Raw genomic sequence first — 21,189 nt, forward strand, 5'->3', positions numbered from 1 at the left:
TTCTCAATCCGGGTTCATTCCAAAATGCGCCAGACAGGTGCGATTGATGCGGGTCATCAATTCGTCATCAAAAAAAGCGGGGATATGCAAGTAACCTTGCTCTTTAAAGTCCTTTGCCAACAAAGCGTAATCCATGCGTTCAATAGTTTGTTCACAAATGTGTCTCGCTTTTTTCCAAATACACCTCAATCACCTACGACATGTTTACTTCAACTGGCTTTCATCACTACGTCAAGGCCATTTGGATACCTATTCTTGATGAAATATGAATGAGTTTTGATCCTATGGAAAAGATCAAATGAGGCATACTCGGTCCGGGCATCATCACACACGAATTTGTGCAGGATTTCGCACACGTGACCAATGGCATCGTTCATTCAGTGGCATCTCGTTCTGCTGAACGTGCTTCAACATTTGCTAGTACATATGGCATTCCTCATGCTTATGACAACTACGAACAGCTTTATCAGGACCAGGATATCGATGCGATCTACATCGCCACGCCGCATACCTTTCATTTTGAGCAGAGCAAAAGCGCCATGGAAGCAGGCAAAGCTGTCCTTTGTGAAAAGCCCTTGACAGAAGAACCTGATTCCTCCAAAAAGCTGATCCATTTGGCCCAATCCCAAGGCTTGTACCTCATGGAAGGTATGTGGACGTATTTCCTGCCTGCGATCCGAACAGCAAAATCCTGGGTAGAAGAAGGACGAATTGGTGCCGTGCTTCATGATCGTTCCAGCTTTGGTTATCCGGTGCCCTATGCTGAAAATAGCCGATATTATAGCCCGGACCTGGCAGGTGGCTGCTTGTTGGACATGGGCATCTACAACGTGGCCATGGCACATCTTTTCATCGGAAAGGACATACAAACCATTCATACCCAGATGCATCATGCGCCCACTGGAGTAGATAATGACGTTCTCTCGCAGATCAACTATGGAGAGGTGTCCGCTATCCTACATTCGTCATTTCGTTGCAAGCTGCACAATCATCTGTATATCATCGGAGAAAAGGGCTACATCGACATCCACGACATCTGGCGTGCCCGTGGCTGCGTGCTTTACGAAGGGGAGCGAGTGATCGACACTTTTGACGATCAGCGAAAAGGCAATGGATTTGAATACCAGATCGAAGCAGTCAACAATGATCTGCTTGCCGGTAAAACCGAATCAGAAGTCGTCACGCACGAGACGAGTCTTGCTTTTCAGGAAGTGATTGAGAGGATGAGGGAGTGGGCTATTTAAGTGTCTCAGCGAGACGCTAAGACCAGTGAGGGAGGAGGCATTGCAAATGCGGCATAAGAAGCAGCCACCCGCCTTGCCGAGGCAGGCAATACAATTGTGCCTGAGCCGGGGCAGGCAATGCAATAGCTACAGAGCATGCCTTCTGAAAATTATTAGGATAGGCGCAGCTTCAATCCCTATTCGAATAAAGAACCCAGGCATCAACAACATAAGCGTTTTCCCACGCTGATTTTCAATTTATCTATCCACACATAATCCATTAGAAAAGTGACTTACGTAGATGCTAGAAAGACAATAAATGAAAATCAATCTTCACGTGGAACAACGGAAGAAGGTCATGGCTCTTCTCACCATCACTGTTCCTCTTTTCTTTACGATCATCGCGATTTTCAGGGCCTTTACACAAGGAGTTTCACTGGTCACAATAGGTGCGGCGTTAGTAGCTTATACGCTCACCGCCGCAGGGCTTGAAATCGGTTATCATCGACTTTTCTCTCATAAATCATTTAAAGCAAAAAAGTGGTTGGAATCCATTTTGCTCATTCTGGGAACAGCAGGAGGACAAGGGCCCGTCTTTTATTGGGTCTCCTATCATCGGACACATCACCGACACACCGACGAGCATGGTGACCCACACTCACCGCATGCACCGTTCAAAGCACAGGGAAAACAGGGACTCCTTCATGCACACTTTGGATGGCTGCTGTCGGTCTCAATCAATGAAGGCACCTCTCCTATTCGTGACCTTCAAAAAGAAAAACACATCAGAAGTATCAACAGGAATTATCTCCTAATTTTCGTCCTGACACTCATTGCACCGGCAATAATTATGTTTCCATTCACCGACGGAACCACTGCAGCATTCGTCGACCTTATTCTATGGGCAGGCTTTGTTAAGGTTGCCTTTGCTCAACACACCGTTTGGGCCATCAATTCTCTTTGCCACCGTTTCGGAAAAAAGTCATTTCTCACCAGGGATAATAGTACGAATATCGGTCTGATCTCCCTTTTGATGTGGGGAGCGGGATGGCACAACAATCACCATGCATTTCCTTATTCCTACCACCTGCAAATGAAAAAACATCATTTGGACCCAGGCAGGTGGTTACTGGAGTTTTTCGCCGCCTTAGGCTGGGTCTGGGACCTGAAATCACCTAGCGCTACACAAATCCAATCAAAGACGATCTAATACATAAGCTATGAATCATCCAACCATGTCTCTGCAAGATTCTGTTCAGGAAATTGAAGACTATCTTAAACTCCTTCAGGAAAAACTAAGCAACCCTGCCGGCCTCAGTACTGATAAGGATTACATTGCTTTTGCTAAGGCACTGATCCCAATCTGGATGCCAACCTATCGTCAGTTCGAGAAGATAGCCAGTGAAAAACCCCTCAACCAAGAAGAGATCAATCAAGTAAGAACGGTGTTGCATCCCCTGTTGCTCAATGCTCCATTTGTAGCACGCGCGTTCAAAAAGCCCCGAGGGTACGCGGGTGATTATGAGATGATGAACATGATCCTGAAGCCTGCTCCGCTAGGAAATTCACCTTTCGAAAAAGTGGTGCATTTACTGAATGTGCTTCCCGGAATACCTCAATCAGTTCGAAATCGCAGTGACAGGATGCTGTCCTATATTCAGGAATCCCATCAAAAATCATCGCAGACCACTCGAATCTTATCACTTGCTTGTGGGCCTGCCTGGGAATTGGAACGTTTCTTAACTACTCAACCAGAAGGCCCTATTGAAATTCTATTGATTGATCATGATCCTGAAGCGCTGGAATTTGCCTCCAGGCAATTGAATCAGGTAGCTGACCAACATCAATTGGATGTGCATGTTGAAACGGCCGAAGCGTCCCTATTAAGTTTGCTACGCTACAATCGATCAGGCAATGCCTTTTTTAAAAAGGATTACTTTGACCTGGTTTACAGTGCGGGTATCATGGACTACCTAAAAGATAATATCTGCAAGGAACTCATTCAGTATTTGTGGCAATTCCTTCGAAAAGATGGGATGTTCTTCACGACAAACATGCACCCTTCCAATCCTGAGAAAGCATGGATGAATGTCATCTTTGACTGGCCCTTGATATACAGAGACTTCCTATGCTTCGAACAGCTTTCTCCTTATGAGCATACAGAGGTCTTTGCTGATGACACAGGAATCAACTTGTTCATGACCATGAAAAAAAACAACGTTCATGAGTGAATCTTCAAAAGTCTTTAGTCCAGTTGTGCGTGGTTTGGCAGTTCACTATCTGGCTAAAGCAGTCCAGTGGAAGACGATAGGAGTATTCGTTGCAGCCATTAGTCTTTTAAGCATTTCCATGTTAATGCTGATTATTGGCTCACTTCCCTGGGCGATCGTACTGTTGAATAGTCTGGCCTTTTACCTGCTATATATTGTCATGCACGATGCAACACACGATGCCATTTTCAAAAGTAAGCGTGCTAATACCTTGCTAGGTCACTTGACAGTATTCCTTTTTCACCCCGGCTTTGCCTTTGAAACATTCAAAATGATCCACTTGAGACATCACTATTTTACCAACGAATTAGATAGGGATCCTGATGTTTGGGCCAATTCCCGCTTCAAATTATTGCTACCTATCAAATGGATGACCACAGATCTGGGATATATGCTATATACCTTAAAGTACTGGTACAAGCTAAGCCGATCAGCTAAAGTCCATCAAATCCTGCAGCTAGGATTATTTGTCATTATTGTTCTATGGATCATCCAGGGACCTTTACTTGGATCATTTTTGGTTTTTTGGATCATTCCATTCCGGATTGCCCTGTTTTTTTTGACCTTGTTTTTGGATTATCTACCACATGTGCCGTACCGGCATACCCAACGGAGAAAACCCTTTGGAGCCACCCGGATCATGCAAAGCCGAGTCGATACGCTCTTGTTTTGGGTCATGTTAGGTCAGAATTATCATTTGTCGCATCACCTGTTTCCAGACCTGCCCTTCTTCGCTACGAAAGAAATATGGGATCAGATTGAACCTTCAACCAAAAATGAAGTCACTAAAACCCATAGTTGACGAAACTCCTTGCTATGTTGAATTGGCCATTTTTTTGGGTTTAGGATTGTTATTTGGCCCGGCCAATTCTCATAGCATATTCGAATTGCAGCGCAATAAAACTGCTGCCTCTACCCTATTGACCCGGTCCATTTTTGGATAAGGTCAATCTTTACACACTTACTCTACCGAAAACTTATGAACCGTTTTCGTACGGTACACTTCTCCCGGGCTTAATATTGTTGAAGGGAAATCAGGTCGGTTGGGGGAATCAGGAAAGTGTTGTGTTTCCAGGCACAGGCCCGATCGTCTATGATAAACCTTACTCCCTTTGCCAGTAATGGTTCCATCCAGAAAGTTGCCTGAATAGAATTGCAGTCCGGGTTCGGTCGTGTACATCTCCATTTTCCTTCCAGATTGGGCATCGTACAATCTGGCCGCCAGATTCATGTGCTCATCCGATGCATCCAAAACCCAACAGTGATCATATCCGGCTCCGTTTGTCAATTGCTCATCTTGCTGGTTGATGTCCGTTCCAATGGCCTTCAATATCTTAAAGTCAAAGGGAGTATCCGCCACAGGAGTAATATCTAAAGGGATCAGGGTCTCATCTATAGGCAGGTAATTCGCCGCATTGATCTGCAATTGATGTGAAAGGATATCAGCCGCACTTGACAAATTGAAATAACTATGACTGGTAAGATTGACAATGGTCTTCTTATCAGTTGTTGCCTGATATTCGATAGACAATTCATTCTCTTCCGTTAGTCGATAATCGACAGTCACTTCCAGGTTACCCGGATAGCCTTCTTCCATGTCTTTGCTGAGATAGGTCATCCTTAACACTGGACCTGCTCCTTCCTGCATAACAGTTGCTTCCCACAGTACTTTGTCAAAACCGATAACACCCCCATGTAGGTGGTTACCGAGATTGTTGGTAGCCAGTTGATAATCAGCTCCGTCAAGTGAGAACTGCCCTTTTGCTATCCTGTTGCCATATCGGCCAACTATGGCACCAAAGTATGGATTGCTATCAAGGTAGCCCTGAAGGCTATCGTACCCCAACACCACATCTGCCAACTCCCCATTTTTATCAGGCACCAATAGTGTACGGATGATGCCACCATAGGTGATTATGGATACCTGCATCCCGTTAGAATTGCTTATGGTATATTCATGTACTTCCTCTCCATCTGGCATCTTACCAAATGTATGTTGCTGAATTCGGGTCGTCTCGTGTGCTGTTACCTCTTCAGTATTTCGTTCACTTGATGAACCACAAGAAATCAGTATAGCGCAGGCAAATAGTAATAAAAGGGTTCTGATCATGGGATAAAGATAGATGACCAGAAGTTTATAGTGATCGTAGCATTCAAAAGCCTTTAACTCCAACAATTCAAACTTAACATCAGCAATAATTATCTCTTTATCTGGAATATGTATACATCAAAGAGCTATTTCCATCAGAGTTTTGCTTTTGAAATAGATCTTCAGTGATGCAAAGCCAAGATGAAGTTCACCTATAGGGTTTGGCGGTAGTGTGTTTGAGATACCAGGGACATGATTGTTTGTTTTTATTTGACTACCAGATAAATGTCCAGATCAAATTCTACCTAGTTCGGAGAATAACTAACGGTGCTGTATACTCCCTACATCAATCTTTCAAATGGAAAAAAACCAATTCAACGGCCATATACTCGGCTTGGAGGAACAAAAAAGGGAAGTCTACTGAATCCTTCTACCTTGATTCAAACCATGTTGACTGATTATTATTATGTACGAAATTGAATTAACTGACTTTGGCTTTAAGGTCATATTTTCCGGCCATCTGGCGCCGGAACAGGCGCAAGGATATAAAGACGAACTGGCCCGAATACTGCCTTCCTTGCCAGAAAAATTCGGGATCCTCGTGGATATGCGGGAGTTAAAACCACTCGGCCCGGAAAGTCAAGCCATCATCACTTCTTCACAGGGGCTTGTGGCAGAGCGTCTCACCCGATCCGCAACTGTGGTGAACAGTACAATCTTGTTTATGCAATTCCGAAGATTATCGAAAGCATCGCATGTGATCGATTCTAAAAGGTTTGTGGACGCCTCTAAGACCTCTGACTGGGAATGGGTTGCGCGAAAATGGATCGTTGAAGAAATCGATCCATATTTGGAAGAAGCCACAACGTAGGCAGTATTTGCATTAAAAAACTCAGGGGATATCGGATTGCGATAAAGGATAGTCCTTTTTCCCCTGAAGCCTTTATAAAATGGAGCAAAAAAAAGCCCACAATCTTTCAAGATTGCAGGCTTTATGATTGACGATTTCGCTATAGCGAATTGAGCGTTAAAATGATTTATTGATCAGATCACTAATCTTCATAAACTGCATCCATTTCTTCCAAAGACTTGCCTTTGGTTTCCTGAACATAACGAATGACGAAGAAAATAGAGACCAATGCAAAGAAGGTATAGATCGAATAAGCAAAGGATAGTCCTAAAGATGACAGCAGGATCGGGAAAGTCAATGTAATGGCAAAATTAGAAATCCATTGTGCTAAGCCTGCGACAGCAAGGCCGGATCCACGCATTTGATTGGGGAACATTTCACCAAGCACTACCCACATGACCGGACCCCAGGAAAAATTGAAAAAGACTACATAAAGATTGGCTGAGACCAGCGCTACTATCCCTAGATTTCCGGGTAGTTCCAATACATCTTCGGAGTTGATGACTCCACTGGCAAACGCCCACGCTACTGCTGCCAATGTAACCGTCATACCAATGGATCCTATTAGCAATATCGGCTTTCGCCCGATACGGTCTACCAAAAGCAATGAAAGGATCACAGCAACAATACTGAGGGCTCCTGAAACTACATTGATCAATAAGGAATCACTTTCCTCAAACCCTACTGCCTGCCAGAGTACGGCCCCGTAGTAGAACACGACGTTGATTCCTACTAATTGCTGGAAAGTGGCCAATCCAATTCCTACCCAAACAATGATCTTCACTTTTTTACTTAAGGGATCAATGAGGTCTTTGAATGATGGGGAATGATCATTGGACAAGGACACCCGAATATCTTTGAGCAATTGAGAGGCTGCGATCTTTCCGTACAGCTTCTCTAAAACGGTAGTCGCTTCCTCCTCTTTGTTTTTTGCAGTTAAATAACGAGGTGTTTCCGGTATGAAAAATAAGGCAACCAGAAAGATCAACGCAGGGAGCATTTCCATCCAGAACATCCATCTCCAGGTTTCAAAATCGAGCCACAGGATGTTTTCTGCAGACCCTGAATACTTTGCCAGAAAATAGTTACTGATAAACGAAGTGAACAACCCTAATATGATGGCAATTTGCTGGGTAGTTGCTAATGCGCCTCTATACTTCGCCGGCGAAATCTCACTGATATAGGCAGGAGCCATTACTGAAGCTGCCCCAACTGCAAGACCACCGAGGATTCGATAAATGATGAATTCGAATGAAGATGTCGCGATCCCCGATCCAAATGCAGAAACCAGAAAAAATAACGCAGCTAAGCGTAACATGGCTCTTCGCCCAAAGCGATCGGCCAGGCTTCCGGCAAAAAAGGCTCCCACGGCGCAGCCAAGCAACATGGAGGCAACATTGAATCCACTACCCACATCCTGTGAGTCGAAAGCGGTCTCCAATCCTTTGACTGTTCCATTGATCACACCACTATCGAATCCGAACAAGAAACCTCCTAGCGCGGCTACAATCGTGATCAAAATGATAAACCCTTTATTGACGTTATTCTCTTCCATTTGCATTTAGATTATCTAGCAATATAAGGATGAACTGCTAATCACCATGCATTTAGAGGCTGACACAGGCAAGTCAACGATTTCGACTATGAGAAATGAAGCTGTAATTTGTGTGGGTTAACTTCATAGACTTACTTCAATTTATGGCTGATCACCTATTTATTTCAAATAACTATCTTACGTTGTTTAGCAAAAAATATTCTATTGGCCATTAATTTACATTACAGTAGTTCGGTTTCTCAGCCGAAACACGTAACTTTAGTAAAAATTCTAAGACCATGGCCGAAGATCAGAATAAAGAAATCGCTGCACTTAAGAAAAGAGTCCGTGAACTCGAGGCTCAATTGTCCAAAGGAAATGCTGGTGAAGGATCAAAGGATCGTACAGGTGCAGATGCCTTCACTGACAGTGCAAATACCATGATCGATGAGTCTTCTCGGCTGCTCCGTGGTTCCGTTGAAGCCGGCGTTGAAGGCTTTAGGTTGACCACCAATGCCATGGCTGATTATCTGAATGCCATTACCAAAACCGATTCTGCGGTTAACGATGTAGTAGATCAGATCTTCGACATCCCAAAGAAGACCATGGATAAGTTCAATGGGCGGATCAAAGAGGACGTAACTTCCAAGTAATTACCTCGCAGCATATTTCCAACCTCCTCACCGACCTCAAAAGAACAGGATTCGTTCTTTATGTCGTCGTGAGGCAACTTATTGTATTTCTAGCACACTCGGCATTTAATCGCAGTAGCACGAAGGCTAGCATGGCGTTCTCCGTACGTCGCACGCTCGAAAGCCTGGGAATGACGTACTTGAAACTTGGCCAGTTCATTGCGATGCGTCATGACATGGTGCCCGCTAATTACATCACCCAGCTCAACAAACTTTATGAGTCCGTTCCTGCTGAAAGCTATGACTCCATTAGCCGTCGTGTAAAGCAGGAATTAGGACAATCAATCGAAGAATTATTCCAGTGGTTTGATCCAGTACCTATCGCCGCAGCATCTGTAGCACAGGTACACAAGGCCACAACCAAAGGAGGTGAATTAGTGGCCGTGAAAGTTCAGCGTAGTGGGGTCAACCGGGATTTCGCATCGGACATTCGCAACCTCACCCGGATCGCCCGTGTGGTAGATGCCTTTAAATTGCTCAAATCCATTTCCATGCAGGACTTTGTGAAAGAGTTTGGGGATTATACCAGCCGCGAGCTTAATTTCATTTCCGAAGGACAAACTGCAGATCGATTGCGACGTAATGCCCTTTCCTTTGAAGTGGTTCCTAAGATTCACTGGGAGCTTACTACTAGTCGGATATTGACCATGACTTTCCTGAAGGGGAACAGCTTCGCAAAAGTCAGCCAGATCATCAAAGAGCATGGCCTGTCAGCAGCCAAAGGGCTGATCCCCAGCCTGGACCTTACCACGCTTCTCAACAATCTCTGCAATGCCGTATTGAACCAACTATTTAACAATGGCTTTTTCCATGGAGACCCACATCCTGGCAATATTCTGGTCATGGAAAACAACTCAGTAGGTTTCGTCGATTTCGGCATTTTCGGAAATCTGTCGAAAGAAGACCTGATCATCACCAACAATTACATTCGAAACCTTGCTTTGGGTAATACAGCAATTTCAGCCCTGTACCTAACCAAGCTATGTATCGTTACTGAAGATTCAGATTACGATTCCTACAAAAAAATGGTGCAAAGTAATCTGGCCAAATGGACCCAATCCATACAATTCGACACGGAATCACATTCACCCGGATCATTCTATTTCAGTGCCACCGCACAAATGCGACGTGATAATCTTAGAATGAAAATGGACTTCCTGCTGTACTGGAGGGCCTTGATCTTCTTAGAATCCATCCCTTCCTTACTAGACCCTTCGTTCAAGTTGCTGGATGTCCTTCAAAAATTCTACGAAGAGAAAAATAGCTTGTTTGTCAAAGAAGTCGCTGACTCTTTTTACAGCGAGGAAGGCAGGTACTTACAGCAGCAATGGGCCGAAATACATCCTCAGCTGTTGGCATTGCGAAATAATCCTCCCACCCAAACCATAGCGAGGGTGAGGCATCATGGTCCTTCTGTGGATGCCAGGTATTATAAAATTGCGTTCTTCCTTATGAATGCTATCCTTCTGGTCTTCTTCGGAAGAACCATGGGACTGTCTTCATCTGTCATACAACTTCTACTATTTGTACCGGCAACTTTATCACTTTGGCAGGTGGTAGCCCTCCTCCGCATCAATCAATCAACTTCATGACCTGGATCCCTTTGATATCGCGCGTGATCAGCAATCCGGTGGCGCTCAGAAAGCAACTAACCAAAATGGGCCCGGTATTCATCAAAGTGGGCCAGTACCTGGCCTTACAACCCGATCTGGTCGAGAAACCTTATCGGGACGAATTGATGCAGCTATTGGATCAGGTGCCTGAATTCAGCCCTGCAATCTCACGCCAGATCGTAGAAGAAGACCTTTGTGGTTCCATCGAGGAAATATTCGGCTATTTTCGACATAAGCCCATTGGATCTGGTTCGATTGCCCAAACGCATTTCGCCCGTCTTCACGATGGACAGGAAGTAGCGATCAAAGTACTTCGCCCTGGTATTCAGAAGCAGCTTCGCAATGACTTTGCAAGGCTCCGTAAAGTAGCCCGTTTGTTGGAGACTTTTGGTGCGGAGTTCATCACCTCACCTAAAGAAGTAGCTGAAGAGATCATTCGATGGCTTCAAAGCGAGATTGATTTCAAGCAGGAACTACGGAATGTACAGCGACTTAAGCGTCTGGCCAATCAACCCAAGGCTGAGGTCATTCCCAATGCCTACCCACAATTTTCGACAGAAAGGATCTTAACCATCTCTTACATCCAGGGGCTTTCCTTCAGTGATATTCTACAATTCCGACAATCCGGACCTGAAGGCGTGAAACACTTGCACAAGCATGGTTACGATTTGAGGCAGCTCGCGGCTAACCTGATCCAAACAAACCTGAATCAAATATTCAGGTACCAGTATTTTCATGCCGACCTTCACCCTGGGAACTTATTTGCCATGTCTGGCAATGCCATAGGCTACGTTGATTTTGGTTTGTGTGACCAAATAGATGAAAACGTGAAAAGCAAGCAACTTAAATACCTGCAGGCCTTATATGAAGGCAAATCCAGGGACATCTATTATGGGATCATGGAAGTCCTTAACCGAACCCCGGAATCCGATGAAGACGGCTTCAAAGAAGCATTTTATCAGCATACCGATCGGTTCATGCGTGAAAGTCAGGCGGGTGAACAGACAAAATCCATTTATGCCACCTGGATGATCGATGTAATGCGATCTGCTCGAACGCACAAGTTTTCTGTTCCAGCAAGGGTATTGTCTATGTACCGGGCATTGCTGACCGCCGAATCCGTAGCTCATCAGTTGGACCCTGAAGTAAATCTCGGTGATGTAGGTCGTGAGTTTTTCAAAGGCTTTCAGATTGATGAAATCATGCGCTCCCTTCGGCCGGAAAGCATACAACCGGTCTTATTGAACGTCTTTAACCTTTTCAAAGAGACCCCAGGGATGTTACTGGGCATCCTTACCGAATTGGCGGAGAACAAATTCGCCATCACAGTCAATACGATCGAATCAAATAAAGACCGACAGGCCAGCAATAAGCGGGTAAAAATGATCACCGTTGGATTGGTTTCTGTAGGCGTAGCCATTCTGTTGGGCTCATCAACCATCCAAAACTTATTTGGAGCCGGATCGACCATTGGGCTTGGGGCAACCCTGGGACTCTTATGGGTTTGGCTTTTCATTCAAATTTTTAAATTAAAATGACCCCTATTACCCAACAATTGATCGACAATTGCTTATTGTTCAGGGGTTCAACATCCAGGTCCCAGGACAAAAAACAGCAAGAAGCCTTTGCCGCTACCATCCTGACTTTTCGTGCCAATCTCAACCGGCTGCTTACGCCCGAAATAGAGGCGGACATCAAATTCCTATTATCCAGAACAGGTGATAACAGACAACAGATCATTGATTTTCTAACGGCTTTCATTGAGTTGGTTGGAGAATTGGTACAAGAAAACGAAAAGACTTTCGGAAAACAGCGCAACCTCGGAAAACTGAAAGCACGAAGAGTGAAAGCCACGGTGAAATACCTCTTCGAAAAGAAAGACATTGACCTGCCCAATGTTCCTGATTATTTGGAGCCTTTCATCATCAATAAAGCGGTTGACTGGATGATCTCCATAGTGGTTCAGCTGTACAATAAAAACAGTGGAGCCTGGGATGGCGTTGGCCAGGCTCCTAAAAGCCGATGGGTCTATCCAGAAATATGGTGGTTCAAGGTGGCGGGCTTTATCGCAAAACTTTTTACTCCTCTTTTATTCCTGATCGCAAAACTCAACCCAACACGAACTCCGAAACTATCACCGGCGCTCACGGAAAAAGTAGATCGTCTGGTAGCAGTCTGGAACCAGGGTGAAAAGAAAAATCATGTAAAAACAGGCGTAGATGCCCTGATCTGGATCGGACACCATCAGGAAGAACTGAAGGCCTTTCTGAACATCCTCACTGACATCATCAATCTCGCAGAAGGATTAAAAAACGCTTCAGGACCTGAGAAAAAGAGTTATGCCAAAAACCTGTTCATGGCCGTCCTCAAAGACCTGGGATTCATTCAATCCAGCGGACTTTTTTACAGTCTTGTTGATTTTGCCCTGGACATCAGCATTGATGTGATGGTCAAGCAATTCAGGAATTTGAAATTGATGCCGGGACAGACTGCCGCATAATTTCTGCTACTAATCCAACAACCCCTCGGGATCTATCTCTACCTCCGGCATGGGTTCAAATTTGGAAGGATCGAAAGGTGGCATGTCAGGTTCAGGAGCACCCAACTGTTTCAACAGTTTTTTCGCATTTTCTAACCCATAGTGATAAGTATAGGGCGGCCCATCACACCAGGCTTTTTGATAGGCTAGCGTCGCAGCATCTATAGCTTTTTCTTGATTACCTTCGGCTATTTCAATTTGCGCCAACACATTGAGGGCATCCGCGTATAAAAGTGGAAAAGGACCTTGTTCAGCATAATCCCAAACTTCATCTAAGTGATCTCTGGCTTTTTCTCGATCATTTTGGATTAGATCAAACTCAGCCAAAGCGATCAGAATTTGGAGCTCTAAATCTACTAATTGAATAGCTCGAACTCGTTTCAAGGCAAAGAGCAGACGTTTATTGGCTGTATCAAAATCATTATTTCTTAAGGAAGCCAAGCCTTGGTAATAAGCAGTGCTAACTATGTCGCGCTCATTCTTTCTTACTGACGCTATTTCCCACGCCTCATCAGCCTTTTCTTGAGCAAAACGACTGTCACCATCTAATATTGAAATTAGAGAGAGATGTGCTTTACTTACACATTCGTTTTGTTTCGACTTTCTTTTAACAGCAAGATTCAACCTCAAATCCAATATTTTTTTAGCATCATCGTGCCTACCTCTAAATGCTATTACCTGTCCCAGGTAACCTAAATTTGTTAATACAGGAAAATATTCATTAAGCTCCCTGGCTAGAATTAAGCCTTTCTTCGCCGTATATTCTGCTCTAAATATTTGACCTGAGAACCTTAATGATTTCGAAAACATAGCTAATGATATTCCTAGATCCCTGTGGTTATTAAAACTTGAAAGAAATTCTTGGACACGTTCAAAAAGTGAAATTGCTTTTTCAGGAAAACCACTAAGGTTATACGCCATTGCTAAGGAATAAACAACCCATGATTGCTCTTCTTTCGAACCTAGAGCTGGAAATTGATCATTTTCTCTCGCAAATAATCTCTCCAAAAATTCTACAATTAAATGATTCGCACTAAATCTGCGAAAAAACACATTATATAAACTACTTCTAAAAACATCACATGCCTCATCATACAACTGCATTTCAATCAAGGAATTATACAATTCAATGGCAGGCCTCAAATCTTCAATACTATCAACCTGAGCATAATCTTCGATGACAGGCATTGCCTCAAAATGACTCTTAAAGGAACCATGAATCTCAAGTCGTTTATCGGAATCTAAATTATTCCAGACTACACCTCGAACAATGGGATGTAAATCATAGCGATTAGAATGACGATCCCAGCCCAGCAACCCCTTATCTTCAAGAATGGTAAGAGCCCGATCTAAGGCAGTTTCTGAAGTAAAAACAGGGTTCCGTCCGCTCTCATTATCCCCGCTTTCGAATAGAAGTGCTTTCAAAGTCATCATACTAGCTGGCATTCTGAAGCCAGCAATTACCTGAAGGGTACGCAACTCGGCTTCAGAAAGTCCTTTCAAAGCATAGGTCAACACATGAGACTGTACTTGTACAAGTGGTAAACCAAATACATTAAAATCAGGATTGGCCTTTCGCCAGGCATCAAAATCACCCGGAGCATCTCTGAATTCCGCGATTTCAGAAGCCAACAGCTTCAACAACAGCGGGTGTTTGTCAAAACTTTGGAATACAGGTAACATTGCTTCCCTGGATCCTTTTGCTCTATAAGCCCGCCATAGGTCTAACGCATCCTGATCACTAAGTCCAGGTAGAAAAAGGGCAAAACACCTTGAAATAGGATTACCGTCTACAGCCTGTAAATCGGCCGGATAAAGTCGGGTACTGACTAAAAATTTACTTTTTTGAACCTGGCTCAATTTTCTAAGAAAATGACCGATTCGGGTATCTGTCGTTTTTCTTAGGCGATGTTTGCCCACAAATGATTTTGCACCGCTTTCTGGCAAACCAATGGCACCTGCAACTCTATTCGCTGTTTCTTCATCTAAGTCATTATCATCATTTATAAATGCGGCATTTTGACTTGCATAAGCCACCAAAATCCTTTCCAGTCCATCTAACACAATCAAATAAGGATGATTATTTAGAATTTGAAACAAGGTATCTTGTTGTTCTGATGGGGATAGTTTTTTGATCTCTTCTAAAGATTTACCAGAAACGTAAGCCAAGGTCTTGGTAATGAAATGATCAAACGTGGCATCGGTTTCATAGAAACTCCACCAGATTCTCCCTTCCCATGTTTTTTCTTGTGGTGCCACTTCATTGAACCAATGCCAGGTGAGGGCTGATTTACCCATACCTCCAATCGCTACCACATTGTAAATTGAGATCTCTTCATAATTTGGCTGGGTAATCCAATCGGTGAGTAATCCCAATTCCTTTTGCCTACCTATGAGTCCCTTTACTTGAAGAAGCGTATACGGATGAGCTATAAATGGCTGTGGTTTTTCAGGAATTGCCGAAGTGTGGTGCAGGCTTTTTGCTAATACTTTACCTCTATCTTCTGGCTCCTCTTCCTTCTCCTGTAGCTGCTTTTTGGCTTTACTTAAACCATGTATCACCAATCCTCTCAGATCCTCCGGACTTTTAAACTTAGCCACGACTCTCTCTTGCTTGAGCAGGCCTTTGAGCGTATCGAGCTTTTCGGCAGCCTCTCCTCTTTCAAAGTCCTTGGGCCTTACCGGCACGTCATCATCAATGATAAAGATCAAAATAGGAATCCCACTATCTACCGCCTGATTGTATTCCATTTCAGTAATGGAGATGTCATGGCCCTTAGGTATATAACCGTATCGATGTGCAAATATTCCAATATAGATATCTGATTCATCCACCATCTCCAGAGAAGCCTCAATCGCATCAGCGTCTGATGGAGGTAGATGCTCCATCATCTTCGGTGTAGTATCCACACGTAGACAGGCATCCATGACCATGGATCGGTATTCAGTTAGGTCCCTGGCCGTACTGCTGATCATCACTACTGGCTTCTTGCTCATTGCATTGGTGTTTCGTTGCACCATCAATATAACACATGCCGCAATAATGATCAAATCATTTTGTGGGAATGTTATTGGTAGGCTTGAGACTGTGGACCCTATTATTGATCGTTTGAGAGGACTTAAATGTGGACGGGGGAAGCTTTCAACTTTCCCAAAAATGTTATTACGTCATCCTCGCGTATGCGGGGATCTCAAAATTATTTAGTACTTGTATTCTTGAGATTCCTCAGGGCCGCCTGGCGGTATTTCTCCGTTTCACTTCAAAAACCCGAATGACGGAAAAAAAGTATTCTTACTCCACTACCCGCATCATGTGATAGGCCGTGAACGTTCGGCCATAGCGATCTTCGGCTTTTACTTCGATGACGTGCCTGCCGGCGGGCCAGTTGGTACCGATATTAGCTTCCCAGAGGTGGGTGCTTGGTTCTGGTTCTGGCAGATCCCATACCCCTAATTTGGGCAGGTCTACAGTGTTATCTGCATTCCACTGGGCTTTGAAATTGATCTTGTCGAACTTCTGCCATCGTTTTCCCAACAATGCGAAATAAGGATCGTCTTTCTCCACTTTTTTCATGGGTTGCCAATCGGTCAGGCCTTTCACCCGATAAAACAATTTGGACTGTTCACTCCCATTGAAAAAGTTCACTGTCAGGTTGGTCAGTTCAGTAGAATTTGCGACGATCCCTCTGGGCACATGAATGTTCATGCGATGATCTTCCGGACTACCTGCAACCTTCCAGTCAATGACGTATTCCTTGCCTTTGAAAGTGATGAAAGAGTAGCCATTGGGCGTCCCATCTCGCATCATCGTATGGGGTACATCTTTTTCGTTGCGCATGCCATTCCACCAGCTGCCGGAAGTCGTTCCCACATTGAAGTGATGATGAGGTTCTTCGCGCTGCCAATCGGAAGAACCAGCATGATAAAAGCGATTGTCGTGCTTATGGGTATGGGCAGAAATGGATAAGGTGTTTGGAAATGCCTTCAAGAGATCAAATAGCTTTTTCTGATCGCTTTTGCGAAAGGTTTCATCATGTTGTGCCAAAGGAATGTGCATCATGAGCACCACTAGATTTTCCTTGGGAAGGATGGCCAGGTAATTCGTGACAAATTCGAATTGATCGGGCCTTAGGCCTCCTATATAATTCCCTGAACCGATGGATTCTTCCTTGATCACATTATCCACCACCAGAAAATGCACATCGCCATACACAAACGCATAGGTGGCCGGGCCATAAACACGTTCATACGTTTCATCCGACAAACGATCATTGGGCGCCTGAAAATTGATGTCATGATTACCCAACACATTGTGCCAGGGAATTCCTACCTTAGCCACCGCCTCGTTGATCGGAGAAAACAATTCAAGGTCATTCCCAACAATATCCCCCATCGTCACTCCAAATTCAAGATCCGTCCGGTCAATGAGCTCTGTCACCACATCCTCTGCGAAAAAGTCTACTTCATCAGTGTTATAAGGCTGTGGGTCACCAAAAACAACCATTTTGAACTCATCGGCATCACTTTCGGGATAAAGTGGAAAATTGATTGTCTTAGGGAGTTTTCCAGTAGGATCAGTCCCTTTGTAGGTGAAGTTATCAGGATATCCTTGCGGATCGTGCAGGTAATAAAACTGAGGCAAATTGTGTTCATTGACGGGTGTCATCCAGTCTTTCGGTTTGATCACGAAAAGGACAGCATCATCAGCAACCGGTAACTCATAAGCTCCTTCGGCATTCGTCTGCACAATCGCCATTCCATTAGAGACCAGTACGCCTGCAATCCCTTTTTCTCCATCGTCCATTGTGCGGTTGCTATTGGTATCGTGATACACAAAACCTTTGGCCTGTTTTTCTCCTTTTCCGGCTTTGATACGGTGAGGAAGATCAGACTGGCTATAACCCGAAAGGAAACTTATTATGATGATCGCGTAGAGGAAGATTCGCATGAGTCAGTGATTAAATCCATATGCGATCTAATCAAAATCTCTGAATGTTAGGAATGTCGGGGGTTATGATTTTGTTATTAACGTAAAGTGAATAACCTGAAAAAAGCATAATAAATTAAATTCATAATAGGAAAATAGGGAGGTATAACCCACCCTACGCCCCTCCCAAGAGGGGATCAATCGCAATTTTTCGATGGCACTATTCTATAATAATCCAAAAAAGATCAGGAAGTTTTCAGGCTTATTTGATCCTTATCAGCTTCCATAGCTGGCCGGAATAATTGCCTGATGGCGCCAGATGTAACTTATCGTTCTGGCCATCATTGATCACATCCAGGGACTTTCCTTCGCCCTGAAACATGGTGGTCAAACGATAGTAACCATCCTCCAATGCTTCCAACTTCCAGAATTGTCCGGTATAATCTCCAGAAGATGCAAGCTGAAGCTTATTTGCCATGTGATCGTTAATGACATCTAAGGAGTAACCCACACCCTTCAACTTATTGGTCAATCGATAATAGCCCTCACTTAAAGGTTCAAGTTTCCATTGCTGCGAAGCGGAATTACTGGAAGTGGTCATCTGTACTTGATTATTGATCACTGTTAGTGATTTTTCAGCCCCAAGCCACGAGCAAGTCAATCGATAGTAATCAAGTGCTTCAACAGGTGCTGAAACCTTTTCAGAATCTTCTTCTTCCATGTTATCAGTAAACGGATACATGTCCAGCGAAAGGATTTCCAGGTATTTCATTCGATTCGCCAGATTACTAAGGATCCGATCGGCCAAAGATGGAATTCTTTCCGCCCTGAAGGTAAGGCCGGCTGTCAATAAAAAGCTCTCCGAAATATCTTCTCGATCAGGATTATCCGAAGCATATTTCGAAATGTATCTGGGATCTTCATTACTGTAATCGTTCCAATTCTCCCTGTACAAATAATCCAAAGAGGCGTGTGTCGCTTCATGGAACAGGATTTCTTCCATGTTGCCTGTTCTATGATAAAGCTCTGACGTTTTTCCGATAGTAATATCGATGGAATGATTCCAGATGTTGCCTCCATAAAGCGCATCCCCCCGCATGATGTTGATTAGTTCCGTTCCTCGCCGCAAGCAAGCTGGCAATTGCCCCATTTGATAACCATATCGTGCTGCCAGAGAATCTGCCTCCGTTTTCGTAAAACCTAATTGTCGGACCCTGATTTTGGAAGTGATGCCATCCTCATATGTCAACTGATAGATCCATGAAAGGGGTGTAACCCATGCTCCCTGATCGTTGTTGGCTTCCCGATCCCACATTTGTGCATTTGCTTCGTTGACATAAGCCAGATTTTCAAATGTAGAGGGATCATCGGACGTGATGAGGTCATAAGCATCCGTCAGCCAACAGGTCCCTCTTTCGTACACATAAGGGTTTTGACCGTTGCTTTGACTGCTGATCAACAGCATTACAAGGACAAATAAAGTGATTGTTTTCGCTTTCGTTAACATAAGCGCTCATTCTTATTCGACCTTCCTTCCAGGCATGGCACGTCCAGCCTGGAAGAGCGTCAAACTTTTGACTTGATCCTCTTCGAGTTGAAAGGAAATTTCGGCTTCTACCACCCTCAAATAAAACAGGGTATCACTTTCAGGATACATCCGAAACTTGTTTTGTCCAGTTGCCTGACCAAATAGCTGATCTCCTTCTCTCGTCACCGTGATCATAAACAGTGGACTCAATGCATAAACGCCTTCATACCTGGAAAGTGTCGCTTCAGATAATTTGACCGCATCAGATTTTAATTTTGGGTTGGCCAGCTTAGAATTTGAATCCAGTAAATTGAATCCAATATCATCAGAACCTTGAGAGGAGTTAGTAAGCACGACTACTCCCTTTCCTGTTTCTTTCACAAAACCTGCGAATGTCCGATAGCCTCCGGTTCCTCCATTGTGCCAGATGACATCTCCATCAGCACCTTTTTTGATGTGCCAGGCCATGCCCACAGACATTTCGCCTGCTTTATCATGCCTCCGCTGATGTGATAAATCCATGGCCGCCCTCAAAGGTGTTTTGATGTAGCCCAAATTCGCTGCGATGAACCTGATCATGTCTTTCGTAGAGCTCCTGATGGCACCTGCACCTGCCAGGGTGGGAATATCCCAATTCTCTACAATCTCGCCTCCACTATGTCCTAGTGCCAAATTAGCTTTCATTTCTTCGGTAAAGGCAATCCGCGTATTCGGCATTGACAGGGGATCGGCAATGGTCTGGACCATTAACTGCTCAAAGGATTGTTTCTTATTAACTGACAGTACATATCCTAATAGTCCCTGTCCTAAATTCGAATATTCATAAGATTCTCCCACTGCTCTTGTAGGCGTATAACTACTGATAAAAGCGTACATCTGTTCAACCGAGTAATCTGCATATGGGTTTGCTGGATTAGTCGGGGTGAAATTATTTGGCATTCTGGGAAGGCCAGACGTATGATCGGTGAGGTGGCCCAGAGTAATCTCCTGTTCTCCCTTTACCGGGACTTGCACACTTCTGGGCAATAGTTCATTGACTTTCGTATCAATGTCCAAATCACCATCTAATACCTGCTGCGCCAAAAGAATCCCGGTAAATACCTTGGAGATCGAACCAATTTCATAGATCGTGTTTTCATCTACCAGCTTTCCATCCTTGGTGGCTTTTCCAAAGTTAAAATAGTAAGTACCTGACGAATCTATCAATGCTATGGCCATACTGGGCGAATAGTCCGCGGTAATGCGTTTTTCAATGGCTTCAATAACATCTGCGGGTAATGTTTTAGCTATTTCTTGCTTCTGGCATTGTCCAGGCCAGGCGCTCGAGGCGACAAGGATCAGGATCAGGTAACGTTTCATAGGTGGGATAAGCAGTATTAATACCCTCTAAAAATAACGTTTCTTGTTGCGGCTAGCAAGTATTGAAACACAACTTACCTTGAATGAAACCTGTATTCAACAACGCAAAGGCCAAAAAAAAGCTGACCGTGAAGATCAGCTTTTGAAGAATGTCTTATATATATAGGAATACGGCCGTTAGGCTGCTCTCTTTTCTTGTAGCGACCCACTCCCGGAAAGTCCATACGATGAGCTATCCATGGTAAATTGCTGCTGAGACAAGGGGCGAACAGAATAAATTCCTATTACGCATACCAGGCTGATCACAATACCGATAATTGTCGATAAGCCGATCAACTCCCATTGGTTTGCTGCGTATTGTCCAAGGAATTGTCCAATCGTAGCACCAAATCCACCGCCCAGGATAAGGCTCCGTCCTATTAGGGAAATAGTATTCTTCATCGTATAATTTTTTTTTGAATCAATGAAAGCAAGCCTCTTAACCTTTTGAATGTCAGGATACTTA

The 21,189-nt window shown here is 44.0% G+C and carries 17 protein-coding genes; 9 read left to right on the forward strand and 8 right to left on the reverse strand.

Translation table 11 applies throughout. The annotated features are described in order from the left end of the window. Nucleotides 1–3: 3 nt before the first annotated feature. Nucleotides 4–135 (reverse strand): hypothetical protein, encoded by a 132-nt coding sequence (locus R8G66_11020; protein ID MDW3192891.1) that lies wholly within the window; start codon nucleotides 133–135, stop codon nucleotides 4–6. 170 nt (nucleotides 136–305) lie between these two features. On the opposite strand from R8G66_11020, the gene R8G66_11025 reads away from it, so the two are divergent. The 4 genes from R8G66_11025 (at nucleotide 306) to R8G66_11040 (ending at nucleotide 4,295) form a co-directional block, all read left to right on the forward strand. After that, nucleotides 306–1,244 carry a Gfo/Idh/MocA family oxidoreductase gene (locus R8G66_11025; GenBank protein MDW3192892.1) on the forward strand — a complete coding sequence of 313 codons (939 nt, stop codon included), beginning with the start codon at nucleotides 306–308 and terminating at the stop codon, nucleotides 1,242–1,244. A 298-nt stretch (nucleotides 1,245–1,542) separates the two neighbouring features. Further along, complete coding sequence (locus R8G66_11030; GenBank protein ID MDW3192893.1) at nucleotides 1,543–2,433, forward strand: acyl-CoA desaturase; 891 nt, start codon at nucleotides 1,543–1,545, stop codon at nucleotides 2,431–2,433. A 25-nt stretch (nucleotides 2,434–2,458) separates the two neighbouring features. Next, on the forward strand, nucleotides 2,459–3,454 hold the full coding sequence (locus tag R8G66_11035) for a class I SAM-dependent methyltransferase (GenBank protein ID MDW3192894.1): 996 nt from the start codon (nucleotides 2,459–2,461) through the stop codon (nucleotides 3,452–3,454). Beyond that, the gene (locus R8G66_11040) at nucleotides 3,447–4,295 is read left to right on the forward strand and encodes a fatty acid desaturase (protein ID MDW3192895.1); all 849 of its coding nucleotides are present in this window, start codon (nucleotides 3,447–3,449) and stop codon (nucleotides 4,293–4,295) included. Before R8G66_11035 ends, R8G66_11040 begins: the two co-directional genes overlap by 8 nt. A 159-nt stretch (nucleotides 4,296–4,454) precedes the next feature. Here the strand turns inward: R8G66_11040 and R8G66_11045 are convergent, their stop codons facing one another. Next, on the reverse strand, nucleotides 4,455–5,603 hold the full coding sequence (locus R8G66_11045) for an aldose epimerase family protein (protein MDW3192896.1): 1,149 nt from the start codon (nucleotides 5,601–5,603) through the stop codon (nucleotides 4,455–4,457). Between the two features lie 445 nt (nucleotides 5,604–6,048). Between R8G66_11045 and R8G66_11050 the strand changes: the two genes are divergently transcribed. Further along, nucleotides 6,049–6,453: a hypothetical protein gene (locus R8G66_11050; protein MDW3192897.1), complete on the forward strand. Its 405-nt coding sequence runs from the start codon at nucleotides 6,049–6,051 to the stop codon at nucleotides 6,451–6,453. 181 nt (nucleotides 6,454–6,634) lie between these two features. On the opposite strand, the gene R8G66_11055 is transcribed toward R8G66_11050, so the two are convergent. After that, entirely contained in the window at nucleotides 6,635–8,047 is a 1,413-nt protein-coding gene (locus R8G66_11055; protein ID MDW3192898.1) for a sugar porter family MFS transporter, read from the reverse strand. A gap of 278 nt (nucleotides 8,048–8,325) precedes the next feature. Here R8G66_11055 and R8G66_11060 point away from each other — a divergent pair, with 278 nt between their 5' ends. The 4 genes from R8G66_11060 to R8G66_11075 all read left to right on the forward strand — a co-directional run bounded on the left by R8G66_11060 (nucleotide 8,326) and on the right by R8G66_11075 (nucleotide 12,831). After that, complete coding sequence (locus tag R8G66_11060; protein ID MDW3192899.1) at nucleotides 8,326–8,679, forward strand: hypothetical protein; 354 nt, start codon at nucleotides 8,326–8,328, stop codon at nucleotides 8,677–8,679. Between the two features lie 170 nt (nucleotides 8,680–8,849). After that, entirely contained in the window at nucleotides 8,850–10,310 is a 1,461-nt protein-coding gene (locus R8G66_11065; GenBank protein MDW3192900.1) for an AarF/UbiB family protein, read from the forward strand. Beyond that, nucleotides 10,307–11,869, forward strand: coding sequence for an AarF/UbiB family protein (locus R8G66_11070; GenBank protein MDW3192901.1), 1,563 nt, complete (start codon nucleotides 10,307–10,309; stop codon nucleotides 11,867–11,869). The genes R8G66_11065 and R8G66_11070 overlap by 4 nt, the downstream gene beginning before the upstream one ends. After that, a complete protein-coding gene (locus R8G66_11075; protein MDW3192902.1) occupies nucleotides 11,866–12,831 on the forward strand; it encodes a hypothetical protein in 966 nt (321 codons plus the stop codon). Before R8G66_11070 ends, R8G66_11075 begins: the two co-directional genes overlap by 4 nt. Nucleotides 12,832–12,840: 9 nt before the next feature. Here the strand turns inward: R8G66_11075 and R8G66_11080 are convergent, their stop codons facing one another. From R8G66_11080 to R8G66_11100, 5 genes are all read right to left on the reverse strand, one after another. Then, nucleotides 12,841–15,891, reverse strand: coding sequence for a DUF4062 domain-containing protein (locus R8G66_11080; GenBank protein MDW3192903.1), 3,051 nt, complete (start codon nucleotides 15,889–15,891; stop codon nucleotides 12,841–12,843). Between the two features lie 271 nt (nucleotides 15,892–16,162). Continuing rightward, nucleotides 16,163–17,818 (reverse strand): calcineurin-like phosphoesterase family protein, encoded by a 1,656-nt coding sequence (locus R8G66_11085; GenBank protein MDW3192904.1) that lies wholly within the window; start codon nucleotides 17,816–17,818, stop codon nucleotides 16,163–16,165. 241 nt (nucleotides 17,819–18,059) lie between these two features. Continuing rightward, nucleotides 18,060–19,304, reverse strand: coding sequence for an RICIN domain-containing protein (locus R8G66_11090; GenBank protein ID MDW3192905.1), 1,245 nt, complete (start codon nucleotides 19,302–19,304; stop codon nucleotides 18,060–18,062). Nucleotides 19,305–19,316: 12 nt separating this feature from the next. Beyond that, nucleotides 19,317–20,684, reverse strand: coding sequence for a serine hydrolase (locus R8G66_11095; protein MDW3192906.1), 1,368 nt, complete (start codon nucleotides 20,682–20,684; stop codon nucleotides 19,317–19,319). A gap of 177 nt (nucleotides 20,685–20,861) precedes the next feature. Then, nucleotides 20,862–21,125 (reverse strand): hypothetical protein, encoded by a 264-nt coding sequence (locus tag R8G66_11100; GenBank protein ID MDW3192907.1) that lies wholly within the window; start codon nucleotides 21,123–21,125, stop codon nucleotides 20,862–20,864. Between the last annotated feature and the right edge of the window lie 64 nt (nucleotides 21,126–21,189).

It is taken from the genome of Cytophagales bacterium (assembly GCA_033344775.1).
Lineage (GTDB): Bacteria > Bacteroidota > Bacteroidia > Cytophagales > Cyclobacteriaceae > JAWPMT01.

What these genes read in the sequence shown, in the direction of transcription:
- R8G66_11020 (MDW3192891.1), bottom strand. Translation starts at nt 135, where the DNA reads ATGGATTACGCTTTGTTGGCAAAGGACTTTAAAGAGCAAGGTTACTTG.
- R8G66_11030 (MDW3192893.1), top strand. Translation starts at nt 1,543, where the DNA reads ATGAAAATCAATCTTCACGTGGAACAACGGAAGAAGGTCATGGCTCTT.
- R8G66_11035 (MDW3192894.1), top strand. Translation starts at nt 2,459, where the DNA reads ATGTCTCTGCAAGATTCTGTTCAGGAAATTGAAGACTATCTTAAACTC.
- R8G66_11040 (MDW3192895.1), top strand. Translation starts at nt 3,447, where the DNA reads ATGAGTGAATCTTCAAAAGTCTTTAGTCCAGTTGTGCGTGGTTTGGCA.
- R8G66_11045 (MDW3192896.1), bottom strand. Translation starts at nt 5,603, where the DNA reads ATGATCAGAACCCTTTTATTACTATTTGCCTGCGCTATACTGATTTCT.
- R8G66_11050 (MDW3192897.1), top strand. Translation starts at nt 6,049, where the DNA reads ATGTACGAAATTGAATTAACTGACTTTGGCTTTAAGGTCATATTTTCC.
- R8G66_11055 (MDW3192898.1), bottom strand. Translation starts at nt 8,047, where the DNA reads ATGGAAGAGAATAACGTCAATAAAGGGTTTATCATTTTGATCACGATT.
- R8G66_11060 (MDW3192899.1), top strand. Translation starts at nt 8,326, where the DNA reads ATGGCCGAAGATCAGAATAAAGAAATCGCTGCACTTAAGAAAAGAGTC.
- R8G66_11065 (MDW3192900.1), top strand. Translation starts at nt 8,850, where the DNA reads ATGACGTACTTGAAACTTGGCCAGTTCATTGCGATGCGTCATGACATG.
- R8G66_11070 (MDW3192901.1), top strand. Translation starts at nt 10,307, where the DNA reads ATGACCTGGATCCCTTTGATATCGCGCGTGATCAGCAATCCGGTGGCG.
- R8G66_11075 (MDW3192902.1), top strand. Translation starts at nt 11,866, where the DNA reads ATGACCCCTATTACCCAACAATTGATCGACAATTGCTTATTGTTCAGG.
- R8G66_11080 (MDW3192903.1), bottom strand. Translation starts at nt 15,891, where the DNA reads ATGGTGCAACGAAACACCAATGCAATGAGCAAGAAGCCAGTAGTGATG.
- R8G66_11085 (MDW3192904.1), bottom strand. Translation starts at nt 17,818, where the DNA reads ATGCGAATCTTCCTCTACGCGATCATCATAATAAGTTTCCTTTCGGGT.
- R8G66_11090 (MDW3192905.1), bottom strand. Translation starts at nt 19,304, where the DNA reads ATGTTAACGAAAGCGAAAACAATCACTTTATTTGTCCTTGTAATGCTG.
- R8G66_11095 (MDW3192906.1), bottom strand. Translation starts at nt 20,684, where the DNA reads ATGAAACGTTACCTGATCCTGATCCTTGTCGCCTCGAGCGCCTGGCCT.
- R8G66_11100 (MDW3192907.1), bottom strand. Translation starts at nt 21,125, where the DNA reads ATGAAGAATACTATTTCCCTAATAGGACGGAGCCTTATCCTGGGCGGT.